The 25,660-nt window shown below is 70.4% G+C and carries 22 protein-coding genes; 4 read left to right on the top strand and 18 right to left on the bottom strand.

The window, feature by feature from the left end; all coding sequences use genetic code 11:
- Positions 1-64 precede the first annotated feature (64 nt).
- The 3 genes from AVL59_RS45990 to AVL59_RS46000 are packed head-to-tail and all read right to left on the bottom strand — an operon-like array spanning position 65 to position 2,648.
- Positions 65-1,243 (bottom strand): nucleotide disphospho-sugar-binding domain-containing protein, encoded by a 1,179-nt coding sequence (locus AVL59_RS45990; protein ID WP_067316313.1) that lies wholly within the window; start codon positions 1,241-1,243, stop codon positions 65-67.
- Entirely contained in the window at positions 1,243-2,397 is a 1,155-nt protein-coding gene (locus AVL59_RS45995; RefSeq protein WP_067316314.1) for a nucleotide disphospho-sugar-binding domain-containing protein, read from the bottom strand. Before AVL59_RS45995 ends, AVL59_RS45990 begins: the two co-directional genes overlap by 1 nt.
- A complete protein-coding gene (locus AVL59_RS46000; RefSeq protein WP_067316316.1) occupies positions 2,385-2,648 on the bottom strand; it encodes a hypothetical protein in 264 nt (87 codons plus the stop codon). The genes AVL59_RS45995 and AVL59_RS46000 overlap by 13 nt, the downstream gene beginning before the upstream one ends.
- A gap of 774 nt (positions 2,649-3,422) precedes the next feature.
- Here AVL59_RS46000 and AVL59_RS46005 point away from each other — a divergent pair.
- Complete coding sequence (locus AVL59_RS46005) at positions 3,423-4,487, top strand: ketoacyl-ACP synthase III family protein (RefSeq protein WP_067316318.1); 1,065 nt, start codon at positions 3,423-3,425, stop codon at positions 4,485-4,487.
- A 410-nt stretch (positions 4,488-4,897) separates the two neighbouring features.
- On the opposite strand, the gene AVL59_RS46010 is transcribed toward AVL59_RS46005, so the two are convergent.
- The 10 genes from AVL59_RS46010 to AVL59_RS46055 form a co-directional block, all read right to left on the bottom strand.
- Positions 4,898-5,575 (bottom strand): response regulator, encoded by a 678-nt coding sequence (locus tag AVL59_RS46010; RefSeq protein ID WP_067316320.1) that lies wholly within the window; start codon positions 5,573-5,575, stop codon positions 4,898-4,900.
- A 238-nt stretch (positions 5,576-5,813) separates the two neighbouring features.
- Positions 5,814-6,419, bottom strand: a complete 606-nt coding sequence (locus AVL59_RS46015) for a response regulator transcription factor (protein WP_067316322.1) — start codon at positions 6,417-6,419, stop codon at positions 5,814-5,816.
- Complete coding sequence (locus AVL59_RS46020; protein WP_067316324.1) at positions 6,416-7,546, bottom strand: sensor histidine kinase; 1,131 nt, start codon at positions 7,544-7,546, stop codon at positions 6,416-6,418. The genes AVL59_RS46015 and AVL59_RS46020 overlap by 4 nt, the downstream gene beginning before the upstream one ends.
- A gap of 112 nt (positions 7,547-7,658) precedes the next feature.
- Entirely contained in the window at positions 7,659-8,381 is a 723-nt protein-coding gene (locus AVL59_RS46025) for an ABC transporter permease (protein ID WP_067316326.1), read from the bottom strand.
- Entirely contained in the window at positions 8,381-9,328 is a 948-nt protein-coding gene (locus AVL59_RS46030; protein WP_067316328.1) for an ABC transporter ATP-binding protein, read from the bottom strand. Before AVL59_RS46030 ends, AVL59_RS46025 begins: the two co-directional genes overlap by 1 nt.
- A gap of 160 nt (positions 9,329-9,488) precedes the next feature.
- The gene (locus AVL59_RS46035) at positions 9,489-9,746 is read right to left on the bottom strand and encodes an acyl carrier protein (RefSeq protein ID WP_067316329.1); all 258 of its coding nucleotides are present in this window, start codon (positions 9,744-9,746) and stop codon (positions 9,489-9,491) included.
- A 31-nt stretch (positions 9,747-9,777) separates the two neighbouring features.
- Positions 9,778-10,995 carry a ketosynthase chain-length factor gene (locus AVL59_RS46040; RefSeq protein ID WP_067316331.1) on the bottom strand — a complete coding sequence of 406 codons (1,218 nt, stop codon included), beginning with the start codon at positions 10,993-10,995 and terminating at the stop codon, positions 9,778-9,780.
- Positions 10,992-12,260, bottom strand: a complete 1,269-nt coding sequence (locus AVL59_RS46045; RefSeq protein WP_067316333.1) for a beta-ketoacyl-[acyl-carrier-protein] synthase family protein — start codon at positions 12,258-12,260, stop codon at positions 10,992-10,994. Before AVL59_RS46045 ends, AVL59_RS46040 begins: the two co-directional genes overlap by 4 nt.
- Before the next feature lie 2 nt (positions 12,261-12,262).
- Positions 12,263-13,207, bottom strand: a complete 945-nt coding sequence (locus tag AVL59_RS46050; protein WP_067316335.1) for an SRPBCC family protein — start codon at positions 13,205-13,207, stop codon at positions 12,263-12,265.
- A complete protein-coding gene (locus tag AVL59_RS46055; protein ID WP_067316337.1) occupies positions 13,204-14,223 on the bottom strand; it encodes a class I SAM-dependent methyltransferase in 1,020 nt (339 codons plus the stop codon). Before AVL59_RS46055 ends, AVL59_RS46050 begins: the two co-directional genes overlap by 4 nt.
- A gap of 220 nt (positions 14,224-14,443) precedes the next feature.
- Between AVL59_RS46055 and rfbH the strand changes: the two genes are divergently transcribed.
- The 3 genes from rfbH to rfbB are packed head-to-tail and all read left to right on the top strand — an operon-like array spanning position 14,444 to position 17,813.
- Complete coding sequence (gene rfbH, locus AVL59_RS46060) at positions 14,444-15,748, top strand: lipopolysaccharide biosynthesis protein RfbH (protein WP_067316339.1); 1,305 nt, start codon at positions 14,444-14,446, stop codon at positions 15,746-15,748.
- 17 nt (positions 15,749-15,765) lie between these two features.
- The gene (locus AVL59_RS46065) at positions 15,766-16,830 is read left to right on the top strand and encodes a glucose-1-phosphate thymidylyltransferase (protein WP_067316341.1); all 1,065 of its coding nucleotides are present in this window, start codon (positions 15,766-15,768) and stop codon (positions 16,828-16,830) included.
- A complete protein-coding gene (gene rfbB / locus AVL59_RS46070) occupies positions 16,830-17,813 on the top strand; it encodes a dTDP-glucose 4,6-dehydratase (RefSeq protein WP_067316342.1) in 984 nt (327 codons plus the stop codon). Before AVL59_RS46065 ends, rfbB begins: the two co-directional genes overlap by 1 nt.
- 82 nt (positions 17,814-17,895) lie before the next feature.
- On the opposite strand, the gene AVL59_RS46075 is transcribed toward rfbB, so the two are convergent.
- The 5 genes from AVL59_RS46075 to AVL59_RS46095 are packed head-to-tail and all read right to left on the bottom strand — an operon-like array spanning position 17,896 to position 25,647.
- Positions 17,896-18,822, bottom strand: a complete 927-nt coding sequence (locus AVL59_RS46075; RefSeq protein ID WP_067316344.1) for an NAD-dependent epimerase/dehydratase family protein — start codon at positions 18,820-18,822, stop codon at positions 17,896-17,898.
- 60 nt (positions 18,823-18,882) lie between these two features.
- The gene (locus AVL59_RS46080; RefSeq protein WP_159400230.1) at positions 18,883-19,995 is read right to left on the bottom strand and encodes a nucleotide disphospho-sugar-binding domain-containing protein; all 1,113 of its coding nucleotides are present in this window, start codon (positions 19,993-19,995) and stop codon (positions 18,883-18,885) included.
- Positions 19,949-21,166: a nucleotide disphospho-sugar-binding domain-containing protein gene (locus tag AVL59_RS46085; RefSeq protein WP_067316347.1), complete on the bottom strand. Its 1,218-nt coding sequence runs from the start codon at positions 21,164-21,166 to the stop codon at positions 19,949-19,951. The genes AVL59_RS46080 and AVL59_RS46085 overlap by 47 nt, the downstream gene beginning before the upstream one ends.
- 24 nt (positions 21,167-21,190) lie before the next feature.
- Positions 21,191-21,943 carry an SDR family NAD(P)-dependent oxidoreductase gene (locus AVL59_RS46090; RefSeq protein ID WP_067316349.1) on the bottom strand — a complete coding sequence of 251 codons (753 nt, stop codon included), beginning with the start codon at positions 21,941-21,943 and terminating at the stop codon, positions 21,191-21,193.
- A complete protein-coding gene (locus tag AVL59_RS46095; protein WP_067316351.1) occupies positions 21,943-25,647 on the bottom strand; it encodes a non-ribosomal peptide synthetase in 3,705 nt (1,234 codons plus the stop codon). The genes AVL59_RS46090 and AVL59_RS46095 overlap by 1 nt, the downstream gene beginning before the upstream one ends.
- Positions 25,648-25,660 lie beyond the last annotated feature (13 nt).

Genomic DNA, 25,660 nt, shown 5'->3' on the forward strand with positions numbered 1-25,660 from the left:
ATGTCGCTCATGCCATGCGGATTCGGCTGCTTCTCTTTCGCCTTCTCTGTCATCTCCGTCGTACTCACGCCCGCACCGTCTGATGGGAGACCAGGTCCTCCAGGACGCCGACCGCTTCGGCCGCCCCGGGCATCTCCCCGATCTGCTGCCGCAGCCGTGCCGCGTCCTGCCGGTAACCCGGGTCGGTGAGCAACGCGCGGACGGCGTCGGTGAGATTGGTGTCGTTGTTCTGGAGCCCGGCCGAGTCGAGGCTGATCCCGGCACCCGCGTCGGCGACCTTGTCGCCCGCGATGAACTGGTCGCCCACCTGCGGAAGGACCAGCTGCGGTACGCCGAGCGCGGCCGCGCCGAGCGTGCTGCCCGCGCCGCCGTGGTGGACTACCAGGTCGGCGCCGGGGAACAGGACGCCGGGTGCCGTCTCGTCGGTGTACGACATCGTCTTCGGCAGTGCCCCGATCGCCTCGCGGAACCGGGGCGGGGCCGACACGACCGCCTCGACGCCGCCGGTGCGCTCCAGTACGTCGACGACGCGGCGCAGCAGCGGGGCGCCGCCCAGTTCGAGGGCGTGCCCGCCGAGCGCCACCGCGACCCGGCGGCCCGGGGCCCCCGGGGATGCGGCGTAGGCCCAGGGGGCGCGGCCGTCCGTGTGCGGGAGGGGGCGGATCGGGCGGCCCTCCGGGGCGTCGGTGCTGCGCAGCGCGGGCGGTGCCGGGTCGAGGATCAGACTGGGCCCCGGCACCGAGTCCAGGCCGAGGCGCCCGCAGAGGGGGCCGAGCCACATCAGGGTCATCTTGAGCATGGACGTGCTGGTCGGGTTCACGCCCCAGCGGTGCTCGACGCTCGGGATGCCGAGTACCTCGCCGACGATCGGCGCCGCGAAGTCCATGTGGTCGGAGACCACCAGGTCGGCCTTCCAGTCACGGGCGAGCTCCAGGTAGTCGGGCAGGTGGTACGGGGTGTGGTTGCGCCACATCTGGGCGGCGCCGTCGATCTGCTGCGCGGGCGGGCGGCCCACCGCCTCGATGGGGCGCGGGCCCCGCGGCCCCTTGCCACCGCACAGATCCTCGTAGTGGAAGGCGTCCCCGTAGGTCACGGTCGCCAGGCCCGCGGCCTCGGCGGGCCCCGTCACATCGGGCTGGCCGGTGACGAGGACCTCGTGGCCGGCCGCCTGAAGCGCCCTGACGAGCGGCAGCATGGGCAGGAAGTGGGTGGCGGCGGGGGAGCTGATGAACAGGACGCGCATCACAGGTTCTCCAGGTCACGGACGACGGCGGCGGGGCTCGGCATGGCGGCCATGGTGTCGGCGAGCTCCCCTGCGCCCTTGGCGAAGCGCTCCTCGGTGAGCAGGGTGCGCACGGCCGCCGCGACGGCCGCCGGGTCGTTCTGCTCGTCGGCGGTGGCGAGGCTGAGCCCGGCGTCTGCGGCGGCGAGCAGCTCACCGCCCTGGAACTGGTCCGCCAGCTGCGGCAGGATCAGCTGCGGCACTCCGCGACCGGCCACGGTGAGCAGGGTGTTGGCGCCGCCGTGCGTGACGACCGCGTCCATCCGGTCGACGAAGCCGTTGAGGGGCGTCGGCGGGACAAGGCGCACGTTGGACGGGACGGTGCCGAGCCGGTCGAGGAACTCCTCCTGCACCGTCATCACCGCCTCGGCCTCCGGGATGTCCCCGAAGGCCTGGATGATGCCGCGGAACATCGGGATGCCGCCGAGCGCGATGGTCTGCCGCCCCATCGACACGCACACCCGGGGCCGCTCGCCGCGCTGCCGCAGCCAGCCGGGCACCTCGCCGGTCCCGTTGAACGGGATGTGCCGGATCGGGGTGGCCGCCGGGGTTCCGGGACACAGCAGCTGGGGCGGCGCAGGGTCGAGCACCACGTCCGGCCGCGGCAGTCCGCCCTCGATGCCGAGCCTTTCGCAGGCGCCCGCGAGCAGGTCCTCGGCGGTGCCGCGCATCAGAGGGCTCATCGGGTCGACGCCCCAGCGGTGCGACACCACCGGGATCTTCAGGGCGCCGCCGACGAGCAGCGCCGCCCAGTCGAGGATCTCCGAGATGACCAGGTCGGGCCGGTACTGGCGGGCCACCTCCAGGTAGCGCGGGGCCTGGTAGCGGGAGTGCAGTACCCAGATCCGGGAGCCGATGAGGGTCATCTTCGGAGTGTGCGGGCCCACCACTTCGATGGGCCGCTTGTCCGGTGGCAGCGCCGGGGACAGCAGGTCCTTCCCGAAGAACTGTCGGCCCACGGTGACCGTGGACAGGCCCGTGGCGCGGGCCGTCGCAACGATGTCGGGCTGCCCGGCGACCAGCACCTCGTGCCCGGCGCCGCGCAGTGCCCAGGCCAGCGGCGCCATGCAGGAGAAGTGGGTGGACTCGGGGCTGCTCAGGATCAGTACGCGCATGAAGGGTCCTCGTCGGGCTCGTCGGAAGGGGAGTCGGCGGTCTCCGGCCCGTGCTCCGGGCCGCGGCGCACGGCCTCGGCGAACGCGGTCACGACGGTGTCGGCGAACGCGGCGGGCAGCCGGTCGGTGCGCACGGTCGCGGTGGCCAGGGCCCCGTCCGGGGTGATCCGGACGTCGAACTCCGGCTCGGTGAACATGGCGAGCTCCCCGATCCGTCCCAACTCGACCGTGCGGCCTTCGAGTTCGAACACGGGGGTCGGGGTCGTCCTGCATCAGGAAGCTGGGCATGGGCCCCAGTGCGCCGCCGGTCAGCACGACGGTGCGTGCGAGCTGCGCACCGCCCGGCTCCTGGGCGCCGAGCGCTTCGTCCACGTTCGCGACCGCCTGCCGTGGCGGGTCGCCGCCGGCCGCCTGGTGGGGTGGCCAGAGCCGCGGGTACAGCAGGTCGACGCGGCAGCTCCCGTACGTGCCGCTCCCCCCCGGCGAGGTCGGCCCGGCTCAGGGGGCGCGAACTGGAGTGCCCGGGAGCGGCGGTGGCGGACCCGTCGGTACGGCCGGGGAGGCGCAGCTCTGACAGCTCTTCCAGATGCCCCTCCCAGTAGTCCTGCTGTGCGTCCAGGACGACCGGGCCTTCGATCCACCAGGCCAGCCGGCACAGGCCGCCCATGCTGTCCTTGTCGTGGGCGCCCGCGAACAGGAAGCCGGACTGCAGCGGCGGGATCTCGCCGGGGCCGAACCAGGGGGATGAGGAGCCGCAGATGCGACGTGCCCGCTCGGCGGCGAACAGGATGCGCACGGCGGACCTCCGGGGGATCAGTGGGGGGGCAGGGGGGCAGGGGGCCGCCAGCCGGCCGGGACCACAGCGTGGCCACCGGCCTTCGGACCTCGCTCGCGCCGCACTTGAGCCGCGCTCGACCGCGTGCGGTCCGCCCGTTCCCCTCTCGGACTCCAACGCGGTTCGAAGGCCGGCAGCGATCTTGGGCGTATGCCGAAACCCATGCGAGCCGAGCCGGAGGAGTAACTGGATGCGCTGGAACGAGATCTATGTCGCGGGCCTGGGCAGCTGGCTGCCCGAGCCGGTGCCGGTGAGCGAGTGCGTCGCGGCCGGGGAGTGCGGCCAGGAGTGGATCGACGACTTCGGGTACGAGTCCGTCCGCATCGCCCGCGAGGGTGAGGGAGAGCCCTGGACCGCGCCGCCGGACATGGCGGTCGCCGCGGCCCGCACCGCCCACGAGCGCTCCGGTCTCGCGAAGCGGGAGTACTCGCTGCTGCTGCACGGCAGCACCTGGTACCAGGGCCTGGACATCTGGCCCGCCGCGTCCTACATCGCAGGGCACACGGTCGGCACGACGGTGCCCGCGCTCGATGTGCAGCAGCGCTGCAACGTCGGCATCAGCGCCCTCGACCTGGCCGCGGCCCACCTCACCACCGGCTACGACAACGGCAGCGCCGTCATGGTCACCACCGCCGACCGCTTCGGCGGGCCCGGCGCCGACCGCTGGCGGCTGCGCCACGGCAACGCTTACGCCGACGGCGGCACGGCGACCGTGCTCTCCACCCGGGGCGGCTTCGCCCGCCTTGTCGCCACCGCTACCGTCGCGGACAACGGCCTGGAGCCGATGGCGCGCGGCGACGAGCCGTTCGGTCCGGTCTCGCGGGCCGCCGAGCGGCAGGTCGACCTGACCGCGCGCGGCGACGCCCATAAGGCAGTCAGCGACGAGACCCTCACCAACATCCGCTTCGGCAAGGTGATGACCGAGGCCAAGCAGGCCGTCCTCGACGACGCGGGCCTGGGGACCGACGACATCGCGTACGTCGTGATCCCCGCCACCGGACGAATCCCGGGCCCCTTCCAGATCCACCACCTGCTCGGCGTCGACGAGTCCGAGACCACCTGGGAGTTCGCCCGCACCAGCGGCCACATCGGCGCCGGCGACTGGGCCGCGGGCCTTGAGCACCTGCTGCTCACCGGTGCCCTGAACCCCAGGGACCACGTGCTGCTCTACGGCGGCGGCGCCGGCTACACGATCACAACAGCCGTCCTGGAGATCCTCTGCATCCCCGACTGGGCGGCCCGCCCGAGCGTATGAACCACCCTTCCACCACTGAGTAGGGCTTGGTCAGGTTGGTGCGGGGCCGGGGATGTTGCGGTGACAGGTGGGGCAGGCGACGGTCCAGAGTGCGAGGAGTAACTGCAGCTCGCGGGCGACTCGGTAGAGGCTCAGTTGCCAGCCTGGCCAGGTGCGGCCCTCGAAATGGGCCAGGCCCAGGGTCTGTTTCATCTCGCGGTGGTGTTTTCGACGCGCCGGCGCAGTTTCGCGGTGCGGACCAGGGCGGCCAGGACAACGGCAGCCCGTCGGCCACCGTGCCGGCCAGCATGGCGATGCCCAGCTGCGGCTTGGTGGCGAAGACGATCTCGTCGGGGACCCCGGCCGCCTGGTGGGCTGAGGCAACGGGCGTGAGGGAGGGTCCGGGCCTGTCGCGGGCCCGCCCGGGGGCGTCACATCTGGCCGGCCGGGCAGCGGAAGGGTCTGTCGATGCCCCGGCTGAGCAGGGACGCCTCGGTCGCCTTGTTCACGGCATCCGTCCTGGAAGTCGCGCCGAGTTTGTCGAAGATATTGCGCAGATGGCGCTTTACCGTTCCCTCGGCGATGAAGAGCCGGGCTGCGATCTGTGCATTGCTGAGGCCCTTGGCGACGTGACCGAGAACGTCGATCTCGCGTTCTGTCAGGCCCTCCGCCGACCGGTTGTTGAAATTGAGACTTCCTTGTGAAACCGACAGCACCCTGCGCTCCGGGTGGCGGTTGACGCCTCGTATGGCGGCGATGAGTTCCATACGGGATATGGTCTTCAGCAGATAGCCGTGGACTCCGTGATTCAGCAGTGATTGAACGAGCCGCGGATCATCGTGCATCGTGAGGATGATCACGCGGGATTCGGGTGAGGCTCTCTTGATCCCGAGCAGCCTCTCGCTGATGATTCCCCCCGGCATTTCGACGTCCATGAGGATGACGTCGGGACTCAGGTCCCGGGCGAGCTGGACGACGCTCTCGCCGTTGTCCGCCTCACCGACCACGTCCAGGTCGTCCTCAGCGCCGAGGCTCTCGTGGAGCGCCTCCCGCAGGAGCGTGTGGTCCTCTGCGATGAGAATGGTTATGCACTGAGCTTCGTGGTTCATGTATCCCAGGCCCCCGCCTGCTGGGTGGTCTCCGGCTGCGAGACGCTGTCAGTGTGTTGCGCCTGCTGCCTGTTCCCCTCATTGAGGTGTGGGCGACTACGTGGTCGATAATCTGTTCGCTTGTCACCCTAATCCGGAATCTATCATGAACAGGTCTCGAGAACTAAGGGGATAACGGCTATAGGGGGAGCTGAGCGAGCGGGCCGGGAGGTGCCGGCCCGCTCGCTTATCAGAGCCGTTACAGCCAACCGTTTTGCTTGGCTTTGTTCACGGCCTCCATACGGTTGCGCACACCGATCTTCTGAGTGGCCGACGAGAGGTGATTACGGATCGTGCTCTCCGAGAGGTGCAAGCGCTTCGCGAGGGCCATGACGGGAGCGCCGTCCGCCGCGGCCGCGAGTACTTCCCGCTCCCGGGTGGTCAGGGGGCTCGACCCCGCGCTGAGCGCGGCCGCCGCGAGGAGCGGATCGACGACCTGCTCCCCCGCGTGTACGCGCCGGATCGCGTGGGCGAGCTCCGCCACGGGCCCGTCCTTGGCCAGGAATCCTCGGGCGCCCGCGTCCAGGGCTCGCCGGCAGTAGCCCGGCCCGGCGAAGGTGGTGACGATCAGCACCCGGCATCCCGGCACCAGGCGCCGCAGGTCTTCGGCGGCTTCCAGGCCGGTCCGCACAGGCATCTCGATGTCGAGGACCGCGATGTGCGGGTCGGACGCGCGGGCCGCGTCAACGACCTCGGCACCGGTGCCCACCTGGGCCACGACCTCGATGTCCGTTTCAAGGTCGAGCAGTTGCGCGATCGCGCCCAGCATCATCCCTTGGTCCTCGGCCAGCAGAACCCGGATCACTGGGTACCCACCCTCACTTCACTCCTCCGGGCAACGGACAGCGTGGCCGTCAGGCGGAATCCCCCGTCCACCCCCGGTGCCGTGGCCAGCGCGCCGCCCGCCGCCGACAACCGCTCCGCGAGCCCCAGTAGACCATGGCCGGGTGCTCCGCCGTCGTTCTCAGCGGCGGGCGGTTTCGTACGGGGGCCGTCGTTACGTATCTCCAGCTCGACGCCCTCGGGGCGGTGCCGCACGGAGATCTCGCAGTGCCGGGCTTCACTGTGCCGGATGACGTTGGTGACACCTTCTCTCACCACCCACCCGAGCAACGCGTCGGCCTGGACCGGCAGCGGCGGACCGTCGTGGACGATCTCCGTCTCTATCCCCGCGTCGGTCAGCGCCAACTTGGCGCCTTTCAGCTCGGAGTTGAGGTCCCGTTCCCGGTAGCCGGATATCGCCTCGCGGATCTCCTCCAGCGAGGTGCGGCCCACGGCCTCGATATCCTGGGCGTGACGCTTGACGGTGGATGGGTCGCACTCGGCGAACCTGCGCACCGCCTCGGCCTTGACGACGATGAGAGAGATCGAGTGTCCGAGTAGATCATGCAGGTCGCGGGCGAACCGCAGCCTCTCCTCCGCGACCGCCGAGTGGGCCAGCTCCTCCTGGGCCTGGCGCAGCTCCATCACCGTGGAGAAGAGGCGCACGATGATGGTCACGATCACGCCGGAGAGCAGGGTGCTGTAGCTGATGACGATCGCGTCACCCACCTCGCCGTCGGCATAGACGGCGGTCACGCCGGCCACGAAGGAGACCAAGCCGATCACAAGTGGTGGGTGCAGCAGATGCCGCCAGCTCGCCACAGCGCTCCACACCACCGCCAACAGGGAGAACAGCCAGACCATTCCCGCGCCGAAGCGGAGGGCCAGCGTCAGGGTGAGGGCGGTGAGGACCACTGCCGGGGTGATCACCAGCAGGCGCCCGCACCGGTCGCTGAACGCCGTCCAGAGGGAGAAGAGATAGAGGGCGCAGAACGACAGGAGTCCGGCAGCGGCCTCCCAGGTCGGTGTGTCACGTCCCCCGACGATGTCGGAGAGGGCGCCGGCGGCGATGACGAGCACGGGGTAGAAGATGGTCGGCGCCTTGTGCATGCCGAACCTCTCATGGGTTAAGGCTTTCCCCTTGACCCGCACGGTCCCATCCTCCTCTAACTATGTATGGCCATCACTGGACTTACTGATCAAAATACGCCAGTCCTCCCGGTCAGGCGGTGGTGCCCCGTCGGTAGCCGAAGGCGGCGAAGACGGCCAGGGCCACGCTCCAGACGAGCAGGATCGCCAGGGCGGTGGTGCTCAGCGCGTGGCCGAGGGCCAGGTCCGACACCAACTGCTTGTAGCGGTTGATCGGTGTCCACCCCGAAACCTGTCCCAGCCAGTGCGGGAAGTTCTTGACGTCGATGAGCAAGCCGCCGACCACCGACAGGAGCAGGTAGGAGACGAGGCCCATGGACTGTGCCTTGGCGCCGTCCAGCAGATAGCCACAGCCGATCGCCAGCATCGAGATGGGGGCGATGCCCACCCACAGGACACCGACGGTCCCCGCCCATTCGGCGGCGCTGAGATGCACGCCGTTGACCAGTCCGCCGAGCAGGGTGACGGCGAGGACGGGCGGCAGGGCCAGGGTCATCGAGGTGATCGCGCGGCCGAGCACCACCGTCACCGGGGGGAGGGGGGTGAGCCGGAGCTGGCGCAGCCAGCCGGCCCGTTTGTCCTCCGAGACGCCGCCGAGGCTGTTCATCACCGCGCCCAGGGCGCCGAAGCCGGCCATACCGGCCATGTTCCGGACCTGCTCGTCGTGGCTGGAAGGACCGCCGCCCAGGTGGCTGAAGAGCAGATAGAGCGCCACGGGGGCGATCAGGGACATGATGAGGAAGCCGCTGTCGCGGACGGTGCGGCGCAGCTCAAGGCGCAGGTAGCCGAGCAACATCAGGAACCGCTCCTCTGGTGATCCGCGTTCAGTCCACTGGTCAGGGCAAGGAATGCCTCTTCAAGGCCCCCGCCGGACACTTCTACGTTGCGCAGGTGGCCTGTTCGCGCAAGGGTCGTCACGGTGAGGTCCGCGTCGGACGTGGTCAGATGGATCCGCGCGCCGCGGACCTCCACCTCGGTGACACCCGGCAGCGTCGCGAAGCCGTCGGCGCTGGTGTCGCCGAGGTCGATACTCACGATCTTGCCGCCCATGCTCCGCTTGAGCTCCGCTCCGGTGCCGTCGGCCAGTACCTTGCCCTGGGCGATGACGACGATGCGCTTGGCGTATTCGTCGGCCTCCTCCATGTAATGGGTGGAGAAGAGCAGGGTGTTGCCGCGTGCGGCGTAGGCCGCCATCGTCGTCCAGAGGTCCCGGCGCGACTGGATGTCGAGCGCGGCCGTGGGCTCGTCGAGCACGATCAGGTCGGGGTTGCCGGCCAGAGCGAGGGCGAAGCGGACGCGCTGGGCCTGGCCGCCCGAGAGCTTGTCGACACGCCGGGTGGCGAGCTTGGTGAGCTGGGCGGTCTCCAGGATCTCACCCAGGGGCAGCGGAGCCTCGTAGGTGCCGCGCACGAAGTTGATGAGCTCCTGGATGGTGACCCGGGGGATCAGCCCGCCCTCCTGGAGCATCGCGCCGATCTTCCCCTCCCGGACGGCGCGTCCGGGCTCGTTGCCGAAGAGCCGGATCTCGCCGCCGTCGTGCGGAAGCAGGCCGAGCATCATGTTGATGGTGGTGGACTTGCCGGCTCCGTTCGGGCCGAGGAGTGCCACCGTCTCCCCGCGTCCGATCTCCAGGTCGAGCCCGTTGACGGCGTGGACGTTCCCATAGGTCTTCGTCACGCTCGCGAAGCTCACCGCAGAGCCCGTCCTCTGTGGCGCTCTGGAATACGTACTTGTTTGCGTCATGGGGACAACGTTATGGTTCCGGCTTCGACCACCAATAGAGACAAAGATGCTCTCCTGAGCAGGAGATATGTCCTGCCTACGCCGGCGGAGCACAAAGCATGAGCCCCCGTACGGAACCTTACGGTCCGGACGGGGGCTCATGCCCGCTTCTGCGATCGGGTCAAGCGGCGGCGGAGATCCTGCCGTTTACAAAGGCCATGAACTCGCCGGGGGTGGTGATCGCGTCCATCTCCTCCTCGGACAGGGAGATGCCGTATTCACGCTCGGTGAGGCTGACCGCCTCCATCCGGGCCAGGGAGTCATAGCCGAGGTCCTGGAAAGACAGGTCGAGGATGTCCCCGTCAAGGCTGGTCGTCTCGTCCTCACCCGCGGCCTTGCGCAGTATCCGCTTCAGGTCGTCGATGCTGAACTCACTCATGATTTTCTCCTCAATGTGGGGGACTTGGCGCCTACGCCACCGAGCGGACGACCAGCGCGGCGTTGAACCCGCCGTAGCCGCGTGCGACGATCAAGGCGGTGGACACTGCGCCCTGCCGGGGCTCCCGGACCAGATCGAGCTCGTGGCGGAAGGCTTCGCGCGTCACGTTGACGGTCGGCGGGATGATTCCGTCGCGGATCGACAGCAGCGCAGCGGCTACATCGAGCGGCGCACCACCGGAACTCAGCCGTCCGGTCATGGTCTTGGGCGCGGTGACCGGAACCCCGCGCGGCCCGAAGACGGCGGCCAGTGCTGTGGCCTCGGCCCGGTCGAGGTCCGGGACCCCGGCCGCGTCGGCGAAGACGACGTCGACCTCGTCGGCGCGGATCCCCGCGTCAGCCAGCGCGCCCGACACGGCCGCCTCCAGACGCGGCCCACGACCGGTGGCCTGCGGGGGATCGAAGGTGGCGCAGTAGCCGGCGATCTCTCCGTAAACCTGAGCGGCGCCCCGCTCCCTGGCCTTGTCCGCGTCCTCGACGATCAGGATCGCGCCGCCCTCGCCGATCACATGGCCGCTCGCCCGCTCGTCGAAGGGCTGGTACGCCCGGTCCGGGTCGGTCCGCCGGCTGAGCCTGCCGCTCGGGATCTGTGCCGCCACCGCCCAGGGCGACAGCGGTGACTCCATCCCGCCCGACACCACCATGCCCGTACCCCGGCGCACATGCCTGCGGGCCTGGCCGAGTACGTCGAGCCCGCCGGCCTGCTCGGTGACGATGACACCCGTCGGGCCGCGCATGTTCCGGCGAATGGAGATCTGGCCGGTGTTCACCGCGTAGAACCAGGCGAACGACTGGTAGACGCTGACATGCTCGGGGCCGCGCGACCAGAGCGCCTCCAGCTCGCGCTGGCCGAATTCGAAGCCGCCCGCGGAGCTGGCCGTGACCACGCCGCGGTCGAATGGGTCGAATCCCTCGGTACCGGCGCCGGCGCCGGCGTCCTCCATCGCCCAGTCCGTGGCCGTGAGCGCGAACTGAGTCATCCTGTCGGTCTGCGGAAGCAGTCGCCCGGGAAGGTGCGCGGCAGGGTCGAACCCGCTTATCTCACCGGCGAGTCGGACGGGGTAGGAGGACGCATCGAACCGTGCGATCGGTCCGATCGCGTTCGTCCCGTCGAGCGTTCTCTTCCAGAATTCCTCGGTGCCTAGCCCATTGGGCGCGCACACACCGATTCCGGTGATGACCGCGGTCATTTCGCCGCCTTTCCCGGCCGGGTGAGCAGCATGGCGCTCTGGAAGCCGCCGAAGCCGCTGCCGACCGTCAAAACCGTGTCGAGCTTCTTCTCGCGCGCCACGAGGGGGACGTAATCGAGATCGAGTTCCGGATCCGGGTCGTCGAGGTTGGCCGTCGGCGGGATGACGCCGTGCTCGATCGCCAGGGCGCAGGCCGCGACCTCTATGGAACCGACGGCACCCAGCGAGTGCCCGATGACCGCCTTGATCGAGCTCACCGGGGTCGTGAGCGCGTGTGCCCCGAGGCTGCGTTTGAAGGCCGCGGACTCGTGCCGGTCGTTCTGCCGGGTCCCGGTGCCGTGCGCGTTGATGTAGTCGACCGCCTCGGCCGGTAGCTTGGCCTGGCCGAGCGCGGCGTCGATGGCCTCGGCCATCTCCCGGCCGTCCGGCCGCAGGCCCGTCATGTGATGGGCGTTGCTGCGGGCGGCGAAGCCCGAGATCTCGGCATAGATGCGCGCGCCCCGCCGTACCGCCCGGTCGTACTCCTCCAGCACCAGTACCGCGGCGCCCTCGGCGAGGACGAAGCCGTTGCGGGTGCGGTTGAAGGGCCGCAGCGCGTGTTCCGGGTCGTCGTTGCGGTTCGAGGTGGCCCGGATGGCGTCGAAGCAGGCGAACGTGATGGGTGACAGGGGAGCGTCGGCGGCTCCGGCGATCATCACGTCCGCCGAGCCCTCGCGGATCAGCTCGGTGGCGTGCCCGACCGAGTCCAGGCCGGAGGTGCAGCCGGCGGAGATCAGGGCTGCGGGGCCCTCCGCGCCGGCCTTCCAGGCGACCTCGGCGGCGAGCGAGCTGGGGACGAAGTAGTCGTAGAGGTGCGGGACGGCGTAGGCCGGGTCGACGACCCAGTCACGGCCGCCGTTGCTCAGGACGTTGTACTCCTCGTCGAGCTTCGTGGTGCAGCCAACGGCGTTGCCGATACTCACGCCCATCCGGCCCGGCGCGACGTCCTCGGCCTCCAGGCCGCTGTCCGCGAGCGCGTCGCGGGTGCAGACGACGGCGAACTGCGCGACCCGGTCCATGCGCCGGATCTCCTGCGGCGACAGTCCTTCCGTGGCGGGGTCGAAGTCGCACTCCGCCGCGATGCGGGACCGGAATGGCGACGGGTCGAAGAAAGTGACAGCCCTTGTGGCCGTTCGGCCCTGGACGATCCGATCCCAGAAGGCCTTCTTCCCGGGATCTCCAGGTGCCACCACACCGATACCGGTGATCGCGACACGCCGGTCCATAGTTACGCTCCCTCCGAGCGGGGCGAAGCGGATGGGGCACCTTGGGCCGGGCCGAAGGCTCGCGCCAGGCCGTCGAGGAGCGCCGGATCCGCTTCGTCACGCGCCTTGTTCACATGTCTCGTCAGCTCTTCGCGGCCCCGCCCCGTCCCGGACGCCGCGACGGGGCCGAGGACGGCGGTCCGTACCGCCGTGACCCGGGTGCCGGTTCCATCCGTTTCCAGGGCGAAGGTGCCGCGCAATGAGGTGTGCAGTGGGGGCAGCTCGCCGAGCTGCTTCCAGGCCGTACGGTCCGGCAGGTGGACGAAGGCGCGCCGGGCCGCCGGTGCCGCTCCCGTCTCGTACAGCACGATCTGGTGTTCCGGCCCGGTGTGAACGCTCTCGGCGGTGCGGCAGCCGGGCACCCGCCGAGGCCAGGCGCCCGCGTCGCGGAGGAACGCCCGTACTTCGGTGACCGGGGCGTCGAGGAACAGGGCGTCCTCCTGCCGTACGGTGCGGGCGGCCGCCTCGGCGCCCTGCTCGGCCGTCCGCTTGAGGGCGGCGAGCTGCATCGGAATTCCCCGTTCCATCCGGGCGGCGAACGCTCCGTCGTCGTCGTCGGCCGCCTCCCAGGAGTGCCACAGTTCGACGAGGCACTCCTCCGGGCCCACGGTTCGGACGCGCCATTCGCCGCGCAGGGAGGTGACCGGCGGCGGAGGCCCCAGGTGTTCGAAGGCGACCGTTCCGGCCGCGGGGTCGAGCTCCCGCCGGGCCGTCCAGGTGCGTACGGCGTCGCCGTCGGCCACCCAGCGCTGGACCAGGTCACCGGTCGCCGTCCGCTCCAGGCAGGCGATGTGCACGACCGTGGGCGAGGACCGGACCGGCTCGGTGGGGTCGGCCAACAGAGCGTAGACGGACGCCGCCGTCCTGCCGACGGTCAGGCTGTGGGAAGTCGATCCGTGGGTGGTCACTGTTCCTCCTCGTCGGCGTCGGCGGGCTTCTCGGCCACGACGACCCGTAGCGGCAGGCCGTCGCGCCGGTGGACGCGGGCGCCGACGAGGCCGCACGCGTCCAGCATCCGCACGTAGTCGTCCGGGGAATGGACTTCGCCACCCGCCGTCCAGGCCAGCATGAGCAGTTCGAGCATGTGGGCGTGGTGGGCCTGGGCCGGGGGCACATCGCCCGTGGTGAAGCCGGCGATCACCAGCCGGCCGCCCGGCCGCAGCACACCCGAGAGCCTGTGCAGGAGCGCGCTCGAGCGCTCCTTGGAGAACTGACAGAGCAGATTCGATACGACGACGACGTCGTAGGAGCCGCCGAGCGGCACGGAGAAGGCGTCACCCGCGATGAATCCGGTGCGGTCGGCAAGCCCGAGCCGCTCGGCGTGCTTACGGGCCACATCGAGCACGTTCGGCCAGTCCAGGCACCAGACCCGCGACAGCGGATCTCCGCCTGCCACGGCGTAGCCGAACAGTCCCGCGCCACTGCCGACGTCCAGGATGTCCGCCCGACCGGTGCCGAGCGTCTCGGCCACGAAAGCCGCACCCGCCTTGGTGACGAACGTCAGGTTCTCCGCGAAGTCCACCCAGTAGCCACAGCCGGGTGAGTCGGCCGTCTCCTCGGTGAGCGGGGCACCGGTCCGTACGATGTCGCCGAGCCGCTTCATGGTGTCCCACTCCCAGTCGCTGGAGGCGACGTTCACATTCGCACCCGCATAGCCGGGACTTGAGGTGACGAGCAGGTCGGCACCGCCGTCGGGAAGCCGGAAGCGCTCGCCGTCGGCGTCAAGGAGCCCGGCGGCGACGAGGCTCCGCAGCAGGATCCGGGTCCCGCGCGGTGAGGTCTTGAGCGTGGCCGCCACTTCACCGGCGTCGGCCGGCCCGTTCGCGAGGGCGTCGAACAGCCGCAGCTCCACGGCGGTGCGGAGCAGATAGGTGGACCGATAGGCCGTCATCATCTCCAGCAGCCGCTGACGAGTGATCGTCATGGGCACTCCTTTCGCCGTGAGATCAGGGGCCGGGGACCGGGGCGACTCGCCTTCAAGGGTCGTTCCAGATACCAGCGTGCGGGAGCCTGTTCGAGCGAGCCTCAATGCCGGGCCGAGGCCGATTTCAGAGCTTCCATCGACGCTCCATAACGGCTCGAACCGATCACGCCACCTTGACAGTGGGAGTGGTCCAACGACGCCTTGCCTGGAGGCAGTGACAATGAACGAGGGAAAAGCACTGCTGTTGAAGCAGGTTCGCCAATACCATCAGGATGCCTCGCCCCCAACGGAGTTCATTCCGGGGGTCACGCCCATTCTGCCGTCCGGTGCCGTCCTTGACGAGGAGGACAGGGCGGCGCTCGTCGGGGCCGCACTCGACATGCGGATAGCGTCGGGGGTCCATTCCCTGAAGTTCGAGCGGACCTTCGCCAGGACACTGGGCCGCAGGAAGGCACACCTCACGAACTCCGGGTCCTCCGCGAATCTGCTCGCCCTGTCGGCTCTGATGGCACCCGAGCTCGAAGACCGCCGGCTCGTACCCGGTGATGAGGTGATCACCGTCGCGGCAGGTTTTCCGACCACGGTGAATCCCATCATTCAGAACGGGCTGATACCCGTCTTCGTGGACGTCGAACTCGGCACTTACAACACGACATACGAGCGGGTCGAGGCCGCGATCGGTCCCCGGACCCGGGCCATCATGATCGCGCACGCGCTCGGCAATCCCTTTCCGGTGGCGGAAATCGCCCAGCTCGCCGAGGATCGCGACCTGTTCCTCATCGAGGACAACTGCGACGCCCTGGGATCCCTGTACCAGGGACGACAGACCGGCACGTTCGGCGATTTCGCCACCCTCAGTTTCTACCCGGCGCACCACATCACGATGGGTGAGGGCGGCTGTGTGCTCAGCGACAACCTCGTGCTGGCGAGGGTCGTCGAGTCACTGCGCGACTGGGGGCGGGACTGCTGGTGCGAGCCCGGCGAGAACAACAAGTGCCGTAAGCGCTTCGAATACCAGATGGGGTCGCTGCCCTACGGCTACGACCACAAGTACATGTTCTCGCACGTCGGTTACAACCTGAAGTCGACCGATCTCCAGGCCGCACTCGGACTCACCCAGCTGAGCAAGCTCTCCGAATTCGGTGTCGCCCGGCGGCGCAATTGGCTCCGACTGCGCGACGGGCTCGCGGGGATCCCCGGACTTCTGCTGCCCGAGGCGGCCCCTGACAGTGATCCGTCCTGGTTCGGATTCGCGATCACCGTGCTGCCGGAAGCGCCCTTCGGCCGTCGCGAACTCATCGACTTCCTTGAATCACGGCAAATCGGCACGCGACTGCTCTTCGCCGGCAACCTCACCCGGCACCCGGCCTATCAGGACCGGAAGTTCCGGGTCGTGGGGGACCTCGGCAACAGCGACATCGTCACCGAGCGGACGTTCTGGGTCGGAGTCTATCCAGGGCTGACCGAAGAGATGATCGACTATGTGGTCGCTTCCATCCGGCAATTCACCCTGAGCCACCGCTGAGCAGAAAGAGAACGGACATGAAGGCTTTGGTTCTCTCGGGCGGAAAGGGCACGAGGCTTCGCCCCTTCACTCACTCCATGCCGAAACAGCTGGTCCCGGTCGCCAACAAGCCCGTACTGGTGCACTGTCTGGAGAACATACGGGACATCGGGGTGACCGAGGTCGGCCTGATCGTGGGCGACCGGCGGGACCAGATCGAGGCCGCGGTCGGCGACGGCTCGGGGCTCGGGCTGCGGATCACCTACATCGAGCAGGACGCGCCGCGCGGACTCGCGCACACCGTCGCCATCGCACGGGACTTCCTCGGTGACGACGACTTCGTGATGTACCTCGGCGACAACGTGGTGGTCGGCGGCGTCGCCGAGGCCGCGGCGGACTTCCGCGCCCACCGGCCGGCCGCGAGCGGAATGGTGGTCAAGGTGGCCGACCCCAGCGCGTTCGGTGTCGCCGAGGTCGGCCCGGACGGAAGGGTGGAGCGGCTCGTCGAGAAGCCGAAGGAGCCGCGCAGCGATCTCATTCTGATCGGCGTGTACTTCTTCACCCCGGCCATCCACCAGGCGGTCGCCGCCATCGAGCCCAGCACGCGCGGCGAGTTGGAGATCACCGATGCCATCCAGTGGCTGGTCGACTCCGGCGCAGACGTAAGGGCCCGCGACTACGGCTGCTACTGGAAGGACACCGGTCGTGTCGAGGACATCCTGGAGTGCAACCGTGAGCTCCTGGACGGGCTGACCCACGAGATCGCCGGAGAGGTCGATGCGGCCAGCGTGATCAGCGGGCCGGTCGTCGTCGAGGCGGGGGCTCGTGTCGTGGATTCCCGCGTCACCGGCCCCGCCGTCATCGGCGCCGGTACCGTGCTGCGGGGCTGTGCCGTGCGGCCGTACACGGCGATCGGCCGTGACTGCGTCCTGACCGGGACGGACATCGGCGATTCCATCGTGCTTGAGGGCGCCTCGATCGACCAGGTGGCCGGAATCCAGGGCTCCTTGGTGGGGCGGCAGGCTCGGATCCGTTCCCTGGAGGACCAGGAGCGGCACCGGCTCATCGTGGGGGACGACACTCTGGTGGAGGTGGCCGCCTGATGAGGTTCCTCGTTACGGGTGGAGCCGGTTTCATCGGTTCCCACTACGTCCGGACCCTGCTCGCCGGCGGCTACCCCGGCTATGAGGACGCCCACGTCACGGTCGTGGACAAGCTGACCTACGCCGGGAACACCGCCAACCTGCCGATGGACCATCCACGGCTCACGTTTGTGCGCGACGACATCTGCGATCTGCCGGCGCTGCTCGACGTGTTCCCCGGACACGATGCGGTGATCCACTTCGCCGCCGAATCGCATGTGGACCGTTCCATCGAGGCGGCTCACGAATTCGTCCGCACCAACGTCAGCGGCACCCAGAACGTCCTTGAGGCGGCGCTGCGCAGTGGTGTGGAGCGCGTCGTGCACGTCTCCACGGACGAGGTCTACGGGTCGATCGCCGAGGGGTCGTGGACGGAGAAGTGGCCGCTGGAGCCCAATACGCCGTACGCGGCGTCGAAGGCGGGCTCGGACCTGGTGGCGCGCTCGTACTGGAAGACGCACGGCCTGGATCTGTCGATCACCCGGTGCTCGAACAACTACGGGCCCCACCAGCACCCCGAGAAGCTGATCCCGCTGTTCATCACCAATCTGCTCGAGGGCAAGCGGGTGCCGCTGTACGGCGACGGCCTCAACATCCGCGAGTGGCTGCACGTCGACGACCACTGCCGGGGCATCCAGCTCGTCCTGACCAAGGGCCAGGCCGGCGAGGTCTACAACATCGGCGGCGGCAACGAGCGCACCAACGTACAGATCACGCACGCGCTCCTGGAGCTCCTGGGCGCCGACGAGTCGATGATCCGCAGGGTCCCCGACCGCAAGGGCCACGATCTGCGCTACTCCATCGAGGAAACGAAGATCCGCGAGGAGCTGGGCTACGCCCCGCTCACGTCCTTCGAGCAGGGCCTGGCTGACACCGTCGCCTGGTACCGCGACAATCCCGGCTGGTGGAAGGCCGCCAAGTACGGCGAGGCGTCCGCCGGCTGACAGCGGGGCGCACGACGGACAGACGGACAACAGCGGCCGGGCTCCCAGGGAGCCCGGCCGCTGTCCGTCGTACCGCGGTGATTCAGTGGGCGGTGAGCGCCGCCTCCCACAGCGACCGGAGCATCTCCTCCAGGTTCCGGCGGGGTGTCCAGCCGAGCAGTGTCCGGGCGGCGGTGACGTCGTACCGCTGGCGGCCGTCCGACCCGCGTACGGGCCAGGCGGGTTCGCCATCCGTCACGATCTCGGTCGGCACCCCGCTGATGGCGACGAGGGCGTCGACCATGGTCCGTATGTCCACCGATTCACCCCGGGCGATGTTGACGACGCCCTCGACGGCCGATTCGCCGGCCGCCAGGACCGCGGCCACCAGATCGCGCACATCGAGGAAGTCACGGTGCTCGGGCCTGCTGACCAGAGTGAGGACCGCGGGCTCCCCCGTGCCGAGCGCCGCGCGCAGCCGGGCGGTCGTCGCGCCGGGGAGGCTCACCGGGGACAGGCCCGGCCCGATCACGTTCGACACGCGCAGGACCATCCCCGACACCCGTCCGCCGCGCGTCGCGTCGAGGACGGCGTTCGTGGCCTGAAGCTTCGTCCGCCCGTAGGCGGAGGCCGGCACGGTTTCGGTGCGCTCGTCGATCCGGGTGCCCTGGGCGATCGCCCCGTACTCGTGCACCGAGCCCAGATGGACCAGGCGGATCCGTCCGCCGACGGCGGCGAGGGCGGCGAGCAGATGCTCGACCAGCGTGACATTGGAACGCACCATGCGCTCCTCGTCACCGCCCCACACCTCTCCCGCCGCGTTGACGACGACCCGGGGGGATTCCGCGCGCAGCAGTTCCGCTATCGATTCCGGACCGCTCCTCGCGACGTCCATGGCGACGAACTTGGCGCCCATGGGAAGGTCGTGGGGCCTGGAGCGCCCCACGACCGTGACATCATCGTTCAGGGCCGCGCAGATGTGCCGGCCCACGAACCCCGTTCCACCAAAAATCACCATGTTCTGTGACATGTTCAGGATCGTGGCAGAGGATCTTAGAGCTGCCCTCGAAGCCACGGGAGCGGACGCGGGCTAGCGCGCCAGCGCCTCCAGGGCCCCGACCAGCTCGGACGGTGCGGGCTGAGCCGCCATCTCGTCCCGGAGCCGCTCCGCGCCCTCCCGGTGCCGTGGATCGTCCAGGACGTCAAGGAGCGCCGCCCGGATCCGCTCCGGATCACCCTGCTCCGCCTCGGGCACCAGCCGGCCCGCCTCGCACGCCTCCAGCCGCTCGCCCAGCACCTGCAGCACCGGATGTCCGGGAGCGAGTACGACCTGGGGCACCCCGAAGTGAAGCGCCGTGTGGGTGGTTCCCGCCCCGCCGTAGACGACGGCGCAGTCGAAGCCGTCCATGACCAGGTTGAGGGGCACCGGGTCGACGATCGTCACCGACTCCGGCGCCCGCGCCCGCAGCTCCTCCTGGTGCTCCGGGACACAGGTGACGACGGCCTCAAGCCCGGCGCACGCCTCCAGAGCCGCGATGGTCAGCTCCCGGCGGCCGTCAAGGGCCAGGGAGCGGGTGCCCAGGCAGACCAGGACGCGACGCCCGCTCCGCGCGGGCACCTCGGCGGGCAGCCTGCCCGGCCCGTTGTACGGCAGGTAGCGCACCGTCCGTGCGGCGGCCGCCTCGGGGTGCTGCAGGCTGGGCGGGCAGGGGTCGACGATGAGCGACGGCGCCGGAAGGCCGCTGTCGCATCCGGCCTCCACCGCGGCGGTGTGCAGGATTTCCCGGGCCGGTCCCCAGGCCTGGGTGGTGAGGACATCGGGTCCCCACCGGTGCTGCACCACCGGCACATCGTGGACGCCGCCCACGATCAGCCCGCTGAACTCGAGCGGCTCACAGAGCACGAGATCCGGCCGCCACCGGGCGGCCAGGGCGAGATAGTCGTCGAGCACGGTGTCGATCCTGCCGAGCCACCGCCGCGCGAGCCGGTCCCACCCGGCTTCCCATACCCCGCCATGCTCCCCCGCCCGGTCCACGCCCAGGTGTCCCGGCACGCTCCGCTTCCGCGGCACGCCGTCGCCTGCGCCGAGCGAGGCGGCGGGCAGTCCGGCGGTCTCGGCCGCGCGGACCACGTCTTCCGTGCCCGCCACCAGGACGTCATGCCCTGCCGAGCGCAGCGCCCAGATCAGCGGAACCATCGGCATCAGGTGAGTGGGCCAGGTGGCCCCGACGAGTATGCGCACCAGCGTCCTCCGTGCAGAGCTGTTCAAGAGCGCCGACCAGGTCGGCGGGCGTGGGAAGTGCGTCGATCCCGGTACGCAGCCGGTTCGCCCGGTCGCGGTATGCCGGTTCGTCCAGTGCCTCGGCCAGGGCGGCGGCGATGCCGTCCGGGGTGGCGAGGGTCTGGGGGTCGTCGAGCCATCGGCCCGCCCCGAACGCCCGGACGCGCTCGGCGCAGTCGACGAGCAGGGAATGCCTCGGGCCTTCGGGAAGCGGGGGCACGACGACGGCCTGCGGCACGCCGTACGCGGCGGCCGTGCCCGCCGTGCCGTGCCCGCCGTGGTGCACCACGAGGTCACAGTCGTACAGGAGCGACTGGATCGGTACCGGGTCTATGACCCGTACGGAGCCGTACGACTCGCTCTCGCGCAGGCTCTCACGGAGCCACGACGAAGCCGCCACCAGCGTCTCGGTGCCCGGCAGCCGGTCGCAGCCGCGCAGCAGGTTCTTCATCAGCGCAAGGACGGGTTCCTTTTCCAGTCCGTCAACGCTGAAGAGGACGAGCACCCGCCGGCGGGCGGCGGAGGTGAGCAGCTCCGGGTGGAACGAGCCCGGCCCGTTGTAGGGCACGTACCGGACTTGGCGCGCGGGGCGCAGGCCGGGTGTCTGCAGGCCGGGAGGGCAGGGGTCGACAATGAGGTCGGGTTCCGGCAGCCCGTCGGCAAGGCCCAGCGCCACGCAGCTGTCCCTCAGGGCCTCGGCCGCCGCGCGGAACGCCGTGTCGGGCAGGTCTCCCGGGCCGAACCGCACATGGACGACGGGAATGTCAAGGAGCCCGCCGAGAATCAGCGCGTTCCACTCCAGCGGATCGGTGACGATCAGGTCGGGCCGCCAGGTGTCGGCCGTCTCGCGGTAGCCGGCCAGATAGGTGTCCACCCGGCGGCGCGTCCGGTCGGCGACCGACGGGGCCGCCGCGGTTCCTCCGGGCGGGACGCCGACGATCTCCGCCGCCGACAGGCCCGCCCTCGTGCCCGCCAGTGCCACGTCGGCGTCGCCCGCCACCAGGACCTCGTGGCCGGCCGCCCGCAGGGCCCAGGCCAGCGGAACCATGGGCATGAGATGAGTCGGCCAGATGGCTGTGAACAGTACGCGCAAGGCTTCTCCTCGGTGACGTACGCGTCAGCGCCCGCCGGCGACGGTGACCGACTCGCCGGTGATGTTGCCGTTGGCCGCCGATGCCAGGAAGACGATCAGGTTGGCCACGTCCTCGGGCCGGGTGAGCGTGCGGCTGGGCGTCGCGGCCCGCTCCGCCTCGCGCGCCTGCTCGGGCATCCTGGCCCGGACCCGCTCGGTGAGAGTCACCCCGGGGCAGACGACGTTGACCAGCACACCGGAGGCTCCCGCGTCCCACATCAGGCTGCGGGTGAAGCCATGCAGCGCCGCCTTGGCGGCACCGTAGAACTCCATGCCCGCACGGCCGTTCCGGGCGAGGTGTGAGGAGACCAGGACGATCCGGCCCCAGCCGCGTTCCCGCATGGCGGGCAGCACGAGCTGCACGGTGCGCAGCGTCCGCAGGAGGTTGTCCTCGACGAACGGCACCCACTCCTCGGGCGGGGCGGTCGCGAAGGAGTCCGCGTCGGGACGGCGGCCCGAGAGCCGCGCGGCCAGCGGGACCAGCACGTCGAGGCCGCCGTGGGAGCGCTCGATCTCCGTCACCGCAGCGGCGACGGAATCGGGGTCGTCGAGGCTGTAGCGGATGGCGAAGGAGCCGTTGCCGAGCTCTTCGGCGAGCCGCTCGGCGGCTTCCCGGTTGGTGTTGTATCCGGTCACGACCCGTGCGCCGACCGCGGCGAATGCCCTGGCCACCACGGTTCCCAGGTCGCCGGTCGCACCTGTGACGAGCACGGTGCGGCCCGAGAGTCCCAGATCCATCAGTGCGTCACCTCCTGAATTTCCTGATCGGTCGCGGTGGCGGAGGTCCGCGGCGCGGCCCCCGGTGCCGCGCGGAGCATGCGGACGATCTCGTCGAGGACACGTCGGCCGAACCCGGCGGGCAGCCGGTCGGCCCGGGTACTGACCGTCAGTTCCAGGCCATCGTCGGCACCGGGTTTGACGGCCAGTTCGATCTCGGTGGCCGTGGCAGGTGAGTCAAGGCGCAGCACCTGGGACCGGCAGCCGGGCAGCGTCAGCACGGGGAGCCCCTCGTCGTGCAGGAGCAGCATCGGCAGGTTCAGCAGGGAGAGTCCGCTGCCCGCCATGAACGCCATCCGCGCGACATCGCCGAAGGTGACGTCCTGCGCCGCCAGCGCACCGGCGACCGCGTCCTGGGCCGCGTCGAACCAGTCCGCGCCCGAGGCGGACCGCAGCCGTACGCACACGGAGTCGATTCGGCAGGTGATACCGCCCAGCACCGTCCGTTTGGCGACCGGCACCATGATCCCGAAGTCGCTCTGGCCGGTGAGGCCGGCGAGCGCCGCACCGTACACGCCCACGAGGGCCCCGGTCCTGCTGCTGCCGCGCCGACGGCAGTGGTCGTCCCAGGGCGCGAGCTCGGCGGCGGTGACGTGGGCCTGGGCCTTGGCAATGGGGCCGGACGCCGCCATGGACGGCAGGTGCTGGGGGAGTTCGAGCTCCGGGAGCCCGTCCATCTCGTGCTTCCAGAAGCGTCGTTGAGACGTCAGGTCGGCGAGCGCCAGTCCCTGCTGGTAGGCGGTGGCGAGCTCGGTGAGTGTGGGGGCCGGTGCCGGGAAGACGGGTGCCGCTCCGGCCAGGCGAGCCCGGTAGGCCACACTGAGATCGGCGGCGAACGGCTCCTCGGAGAGCCCGTCGAAGGCGGCATGATGAGCCGTCAGCCCGAACAGGGTGCGGCCGGTGTCCCCGGACCGCAGGACGGCGGTGCGCCACACCCGGCCGTTCGCGATGTCCAGGGGCCGGAAGAGCGTCGCCCGCAGCGTCGCCACCGCCTCGTCCTCGGTTCCGGCGTCGGGCAGGTCGTGGAATTCCGGCTCACGGTCCTCCACGGCCGGCACGGCCAGGCCCTCGTCCACGAGGTAGCGGGCGCCCAGCGCCTCGTGCCGCCGTTGCACGTCGGCCAGGGCCGCGGCGAGGGCGCCGCGGTCGACCTCGCCCTCGATCCACCAGGCGAGCTGGCACACGTACCGGGTGCTGGGTGTCTCCTCCCCCGAGAGGTAGCTGGCGGGCTGCGGAGGCAGCCGTACCGCTCCGGACGCGTCGGTGACGCCGAGCGGATCGATCTCCGCCTTGGTGCCCGCTTCCACGGCCTCGGCAAGGCGGGCAAGGGTGGGGTGGGTGAAGACGGTGCTCAGGGGGACCGTGAGCCCGAAGTGTTCGCGGATTCCGGCCGTGAGGCGGGCCGCGAGCAAGGATGTGCCGCCGAGCTCGAAGAAGTGGTGCCCGGCGTGGTGGATCGGCAGTCCGTCGAACAGCTCGCTCCACAGGGCCGCCAGGCGTTCCGCGACCGGCCCCGCCAGCGGGGGCGCTCCGGCATCATCGGCGGCGGGCTCCATGAGGTCCGGCGCGGGCAGCGCCTTGCGGTCCACCTTTCCGCTGAGGTTGAGCGGGAAGGCGTCCAGGGCGAGGAAGCGGATCGGAATCATGTAGGCGGGCAGCCGCAGGCGGCAGTACCCGACGAGTTCGGTGTCGGTCGCCCGCCGGTCCGGATCCGCCGGGATCCAGTACGCCACCAGGTGCTGCTCGGACCCGATCGCGGCGGCAACGACCAGGGCGTCGGCGACCCCGTCGTGGGTGCGCAGTACGGCGGCGATCTCGTCCGGCTCGATGCGATGTCCGCGGATCTTCACCTGGTTGTCGGCCCGGTCGAGGTATTCGAGGGTGCCGTCGGGGCGGGTCCTGACGATGTCGCCGGTGCGGTAGAGCCGGGACCCCGGCGGCCCGAACGGGTTGCGGACGAAGCGGGCGGCGGTCTCGTCGGGCCGGTTCCGGTAACCCCGGGCGAGCCCGGTGCCGCCGATGCAGAGCTCGCCGGGCACCCCGACCGGCAGGAGCGCCTGGCGCTCGTCGAGTACGTATACGGTGGTGTTCTGCAGAGGCCGTCCGATGGCGACCCGGTCGGGGTCACGCGGCACCTCCCACAGCGTGGACCAGATGGTGGTCTCGGTTGGCCCGTACACGTTGACGAGCCGCCGCACCCGGGGCCGGAGCCGCCGGGCGAGATCGAGGGAGAGCGCTTCGCCGCCAGCCAGGGCAACGACCGAAGGGAAGTCGAACCCCGCCTGGAGCAACAGCTTCCAGCTGGACGGGGTGGCCTGGACGTGGCTCACCTCGTGGGCCTCGATCGCCTTCACCAGGGTCTGGCCGTCGCGGGCCTGCTCGGTGCCCGCCAGCACGATCCGGCCGCCGGAGACGAGCGGGAGGTACAGCTCCAGGCCCGAGATGTCGAAGGACGTCGAGGTGACGGCCAGCCAGGTGCCGCCGGCGCCGACCTCGTCGCGCATGGCGAGGAGCAGGTTGACCAGAGACCGGTGTTCGATCTTCACGCCCTTGGGGCGTCCGGTGGACCCCGAGGTGTACATCAGATAGGCGAGCCGGCCGGCCGTGGAGGGCCGCGGCGGTGCCGCGACCGCCGGGGCCGGGCCGGTGCCGAGCTCCAGGACCGCACCGGGAAACCCCTCCGGCAGCAGCCTCCGGTGTCCGGCCTCCGCGATCACGACGGAGGCCCCGGAATCCTCGAGCATGTAGTGGATCCGGTCGGCGGGCAGCTCCGGGTTGAGCGGCAGGTAGGCCGCACCCGCCTTCCACACGCCGAGCAGAGCGGCCACGAGCTCGGGGTTCCGGTCGGCCAGCACGCCGACCACGGATTCGGGCTGCACGCCAGCGACGAGCAGCCGCCTGGCGTACCACTCGGCCCGTTCGTCGAGTTCCCGGTACGTCACGTGGGTGCCGTCCGGCGATCCGGCATCGACCAGGGCGACCGCGTCCGGGGCGGACCCCACGTGGTCGGCGAAGAGTTCATGCACCGGGCGCCACGAGCGCGGCACGGCAGTGTCGTTCCAGCGACGTACCAGCAGGTCGCGTTCGGCCGGGGGGAGCAGCTCCAGGGCGGACAAGGGTGTCTCCGGCCGCTGTGCCGCGGCCGTCAGCAGGGCCAGGAACCGTTCGGCCATTCGCTCGACGGTGTCTTGGTCGAACAGGGCGGTGGTGTACTCCAGCACCCCGGCGATCGACCCGTCCGGCTCCGTGCGGAGCCGCATGGCCAGCTCGGTGTCTGCGCCGGTCGCCGTGGCGGGTGCGGTGGCCTCTTCCTCGTACAGGTCGAAGAGCACCCGGCAGGGGAGGTCACCCGACGGCGTGGTCGTGGAGTCCGCCAGCGTGCGGCCGACCCGCTCGACGGCCTCGTCGAAGGCCGGGTCGCCGGTCAGCTCGCACAGCAGCGCCGGTGTGCCGAGGCCCGGGGTGCCGACCGGCACGCTCCACTGCCCGCTGTGGCGAGCCAGCAGAGTGGCGAAGGCGGTGAGCAGCGTCGCGTACCGGGCGGTGGCAGCGAACGAGGCGGGCACCGTGAAGGCGACCCGGTCCCTGCCGGGGTCCGGCGGAGCCGGCCGGGGCCGGTCGGTGGGGAGTTCCAACGGCGTGACGCCGTTCAGCTCAAGTCGCATGGGCGAGCGGCCT

Source organism: Streptomyces griseochromogenes (genome assembly GCF_001542625.1).
In the GTDB taxonomy this organism is placed as follows: domain Bacteria; phylum Actinomycetota; class Actinomycetes; order Streptomycetales; family Streptomycetaceae; genus Streptomyces; species Streptomyces griseochromogenes.

What these genes read in the sequence shown, in the direction of transcription:
- AVL59_RS45990 (WP_067316313.1), bottom strand. Translation starts at nt 1,243, where the DNA reads ATGCGCGTCCTGTTCATCAGCTCCCCCGCCGCCACCCACTTCCTGCCC.
- AVL59_RS45995 (WP_067316314.1), bottom strand. Translation starts at nt 2,397, where the DNA reads ATGCGCGTACTGATCCTGAGCAGCCCCGAGTCCACCCACTTCTCCTGC.
- AVL59_RS46005 (WP_067316318.1), top strand. Translation starts at nt 3,423, where the DNA reads ATGCGCTGGAACGAGATCTATGTCGCGGGCCTGGGCAGCTGGCTGCCC.
- AVL59_RS46010 (WP_067316320.1), bottom strand. Translation starts at nt 5,575, where the DNA reads ATGAACCACGAAGCTCAGTGCATAACCATTCTCATCGCAGAGGACCAC.
- AVL59_RS46020 (WP_067316324.1), bottom strand. Translation starts at nt 7,546, where the DNA reads ATGCACAAGGCGCCGACCATCTTCTACCCCGTGCTCGTCATCGCCGCC.
- AVL59_RS46025 (WP_067316326.1), bottom strand. Translation starts at nt 8,381, where the DNA reads ATGTTGCTCGGCTACCTGCGCCTTGAGCTGCGCCGCACCGTCCGCGAC.
- AVL59_RS46030 (WP_067316328.1), bottom strand. Translation starts at nt 9,328, where the DNA reads ATGACGCAAACAAGTACGTATTCCAGAGCGCCACAGAGGACGGGCTCT.
- AVL59_RS46035 (WP_067316329.1), bottom strand. Translation starts at nt 9,746, where the DNA reads ATGAGTGAGTTCAGCATCGACGACCTGAAGCGGATACTGCGCAAGGCC.
- AVL59_RS46040 (WP_067316331.1), bottom strand. Translation starts at nt 10,995, where the DNA reads ATGACCGCGGTCATCACCGGAATCGGTGTGTGCGCGCCCAATGGGCTA.
- AVL59_RS46045 (WP_067316333.1), bottom strand. Translation starts at nt 12,260, where the DNA reads ATGGACCGGCGTGTCGCGATCACCGGTATCGGTGTGGTGGCACCTGGA.
- AVL59_RS46055 (WP_067316337.1), bottom strand. Translation starts at nt 14,223, where the DNA reads ATGACGATCACTCGTCAGCGGCTGCTGGAGATGATGACGGCCTATCGG.
- rfbH (WP_067316339.1), top strand. Translation starts at nt 14,444, where the DNA reads ATGAACGAGGGAAAAGCACTGCTGTTGAAGCAGGTTCGCCAATACCAT.
- AVL59_RS46065 (WP_067316341.1), top strand. Translation starts at nt 15,766, where the DNA reads ATGAAGGCTTTGGTTCTCTCGGGCGGAAAGGGCACGAGGCTTCGCCCC.
- rfbB (WP_067316342.1), top strand. Translation starts at nt 16,830, where the DNA reads ATGAGGTTCCTCGTTACGGGTGGAGCCGGTTTCATCGGTTCCCACTAC.
- AVL59_RS46075 (WP_067316344.1), bottom strand. Translation starts at nt 18,822, where the DNA reads ATGTCACAGAACATGGTGATTTTTGGTGGAACGGGGTTCGTGGGCCGG.
- AVL59_RS46080 (WP_159400230.1), bottom strand. Translation starts at nt 19,995, where the DNA reads ATGCCGATGGTTCCGCTGATCTGGGCGCTGCGCTCGGCAGGGCATGAC.
- AVL59_RS46090 (WP_067316349.1), bottom strand. Translation starts at nt 21,943, where the DNA reads ATGGATCTGGGACTCTCGGGCCGCACCGTGCTCGTCACAGGTGCGACC.
- AVL59_RS46095 (WP_067316351.1), bottom strand. Translation starts at nt 25,647, where the DNA reads ATGCGACTTGAGCTGAACGGCGTCACGCCGTTGGAACTCCCCACCGAC.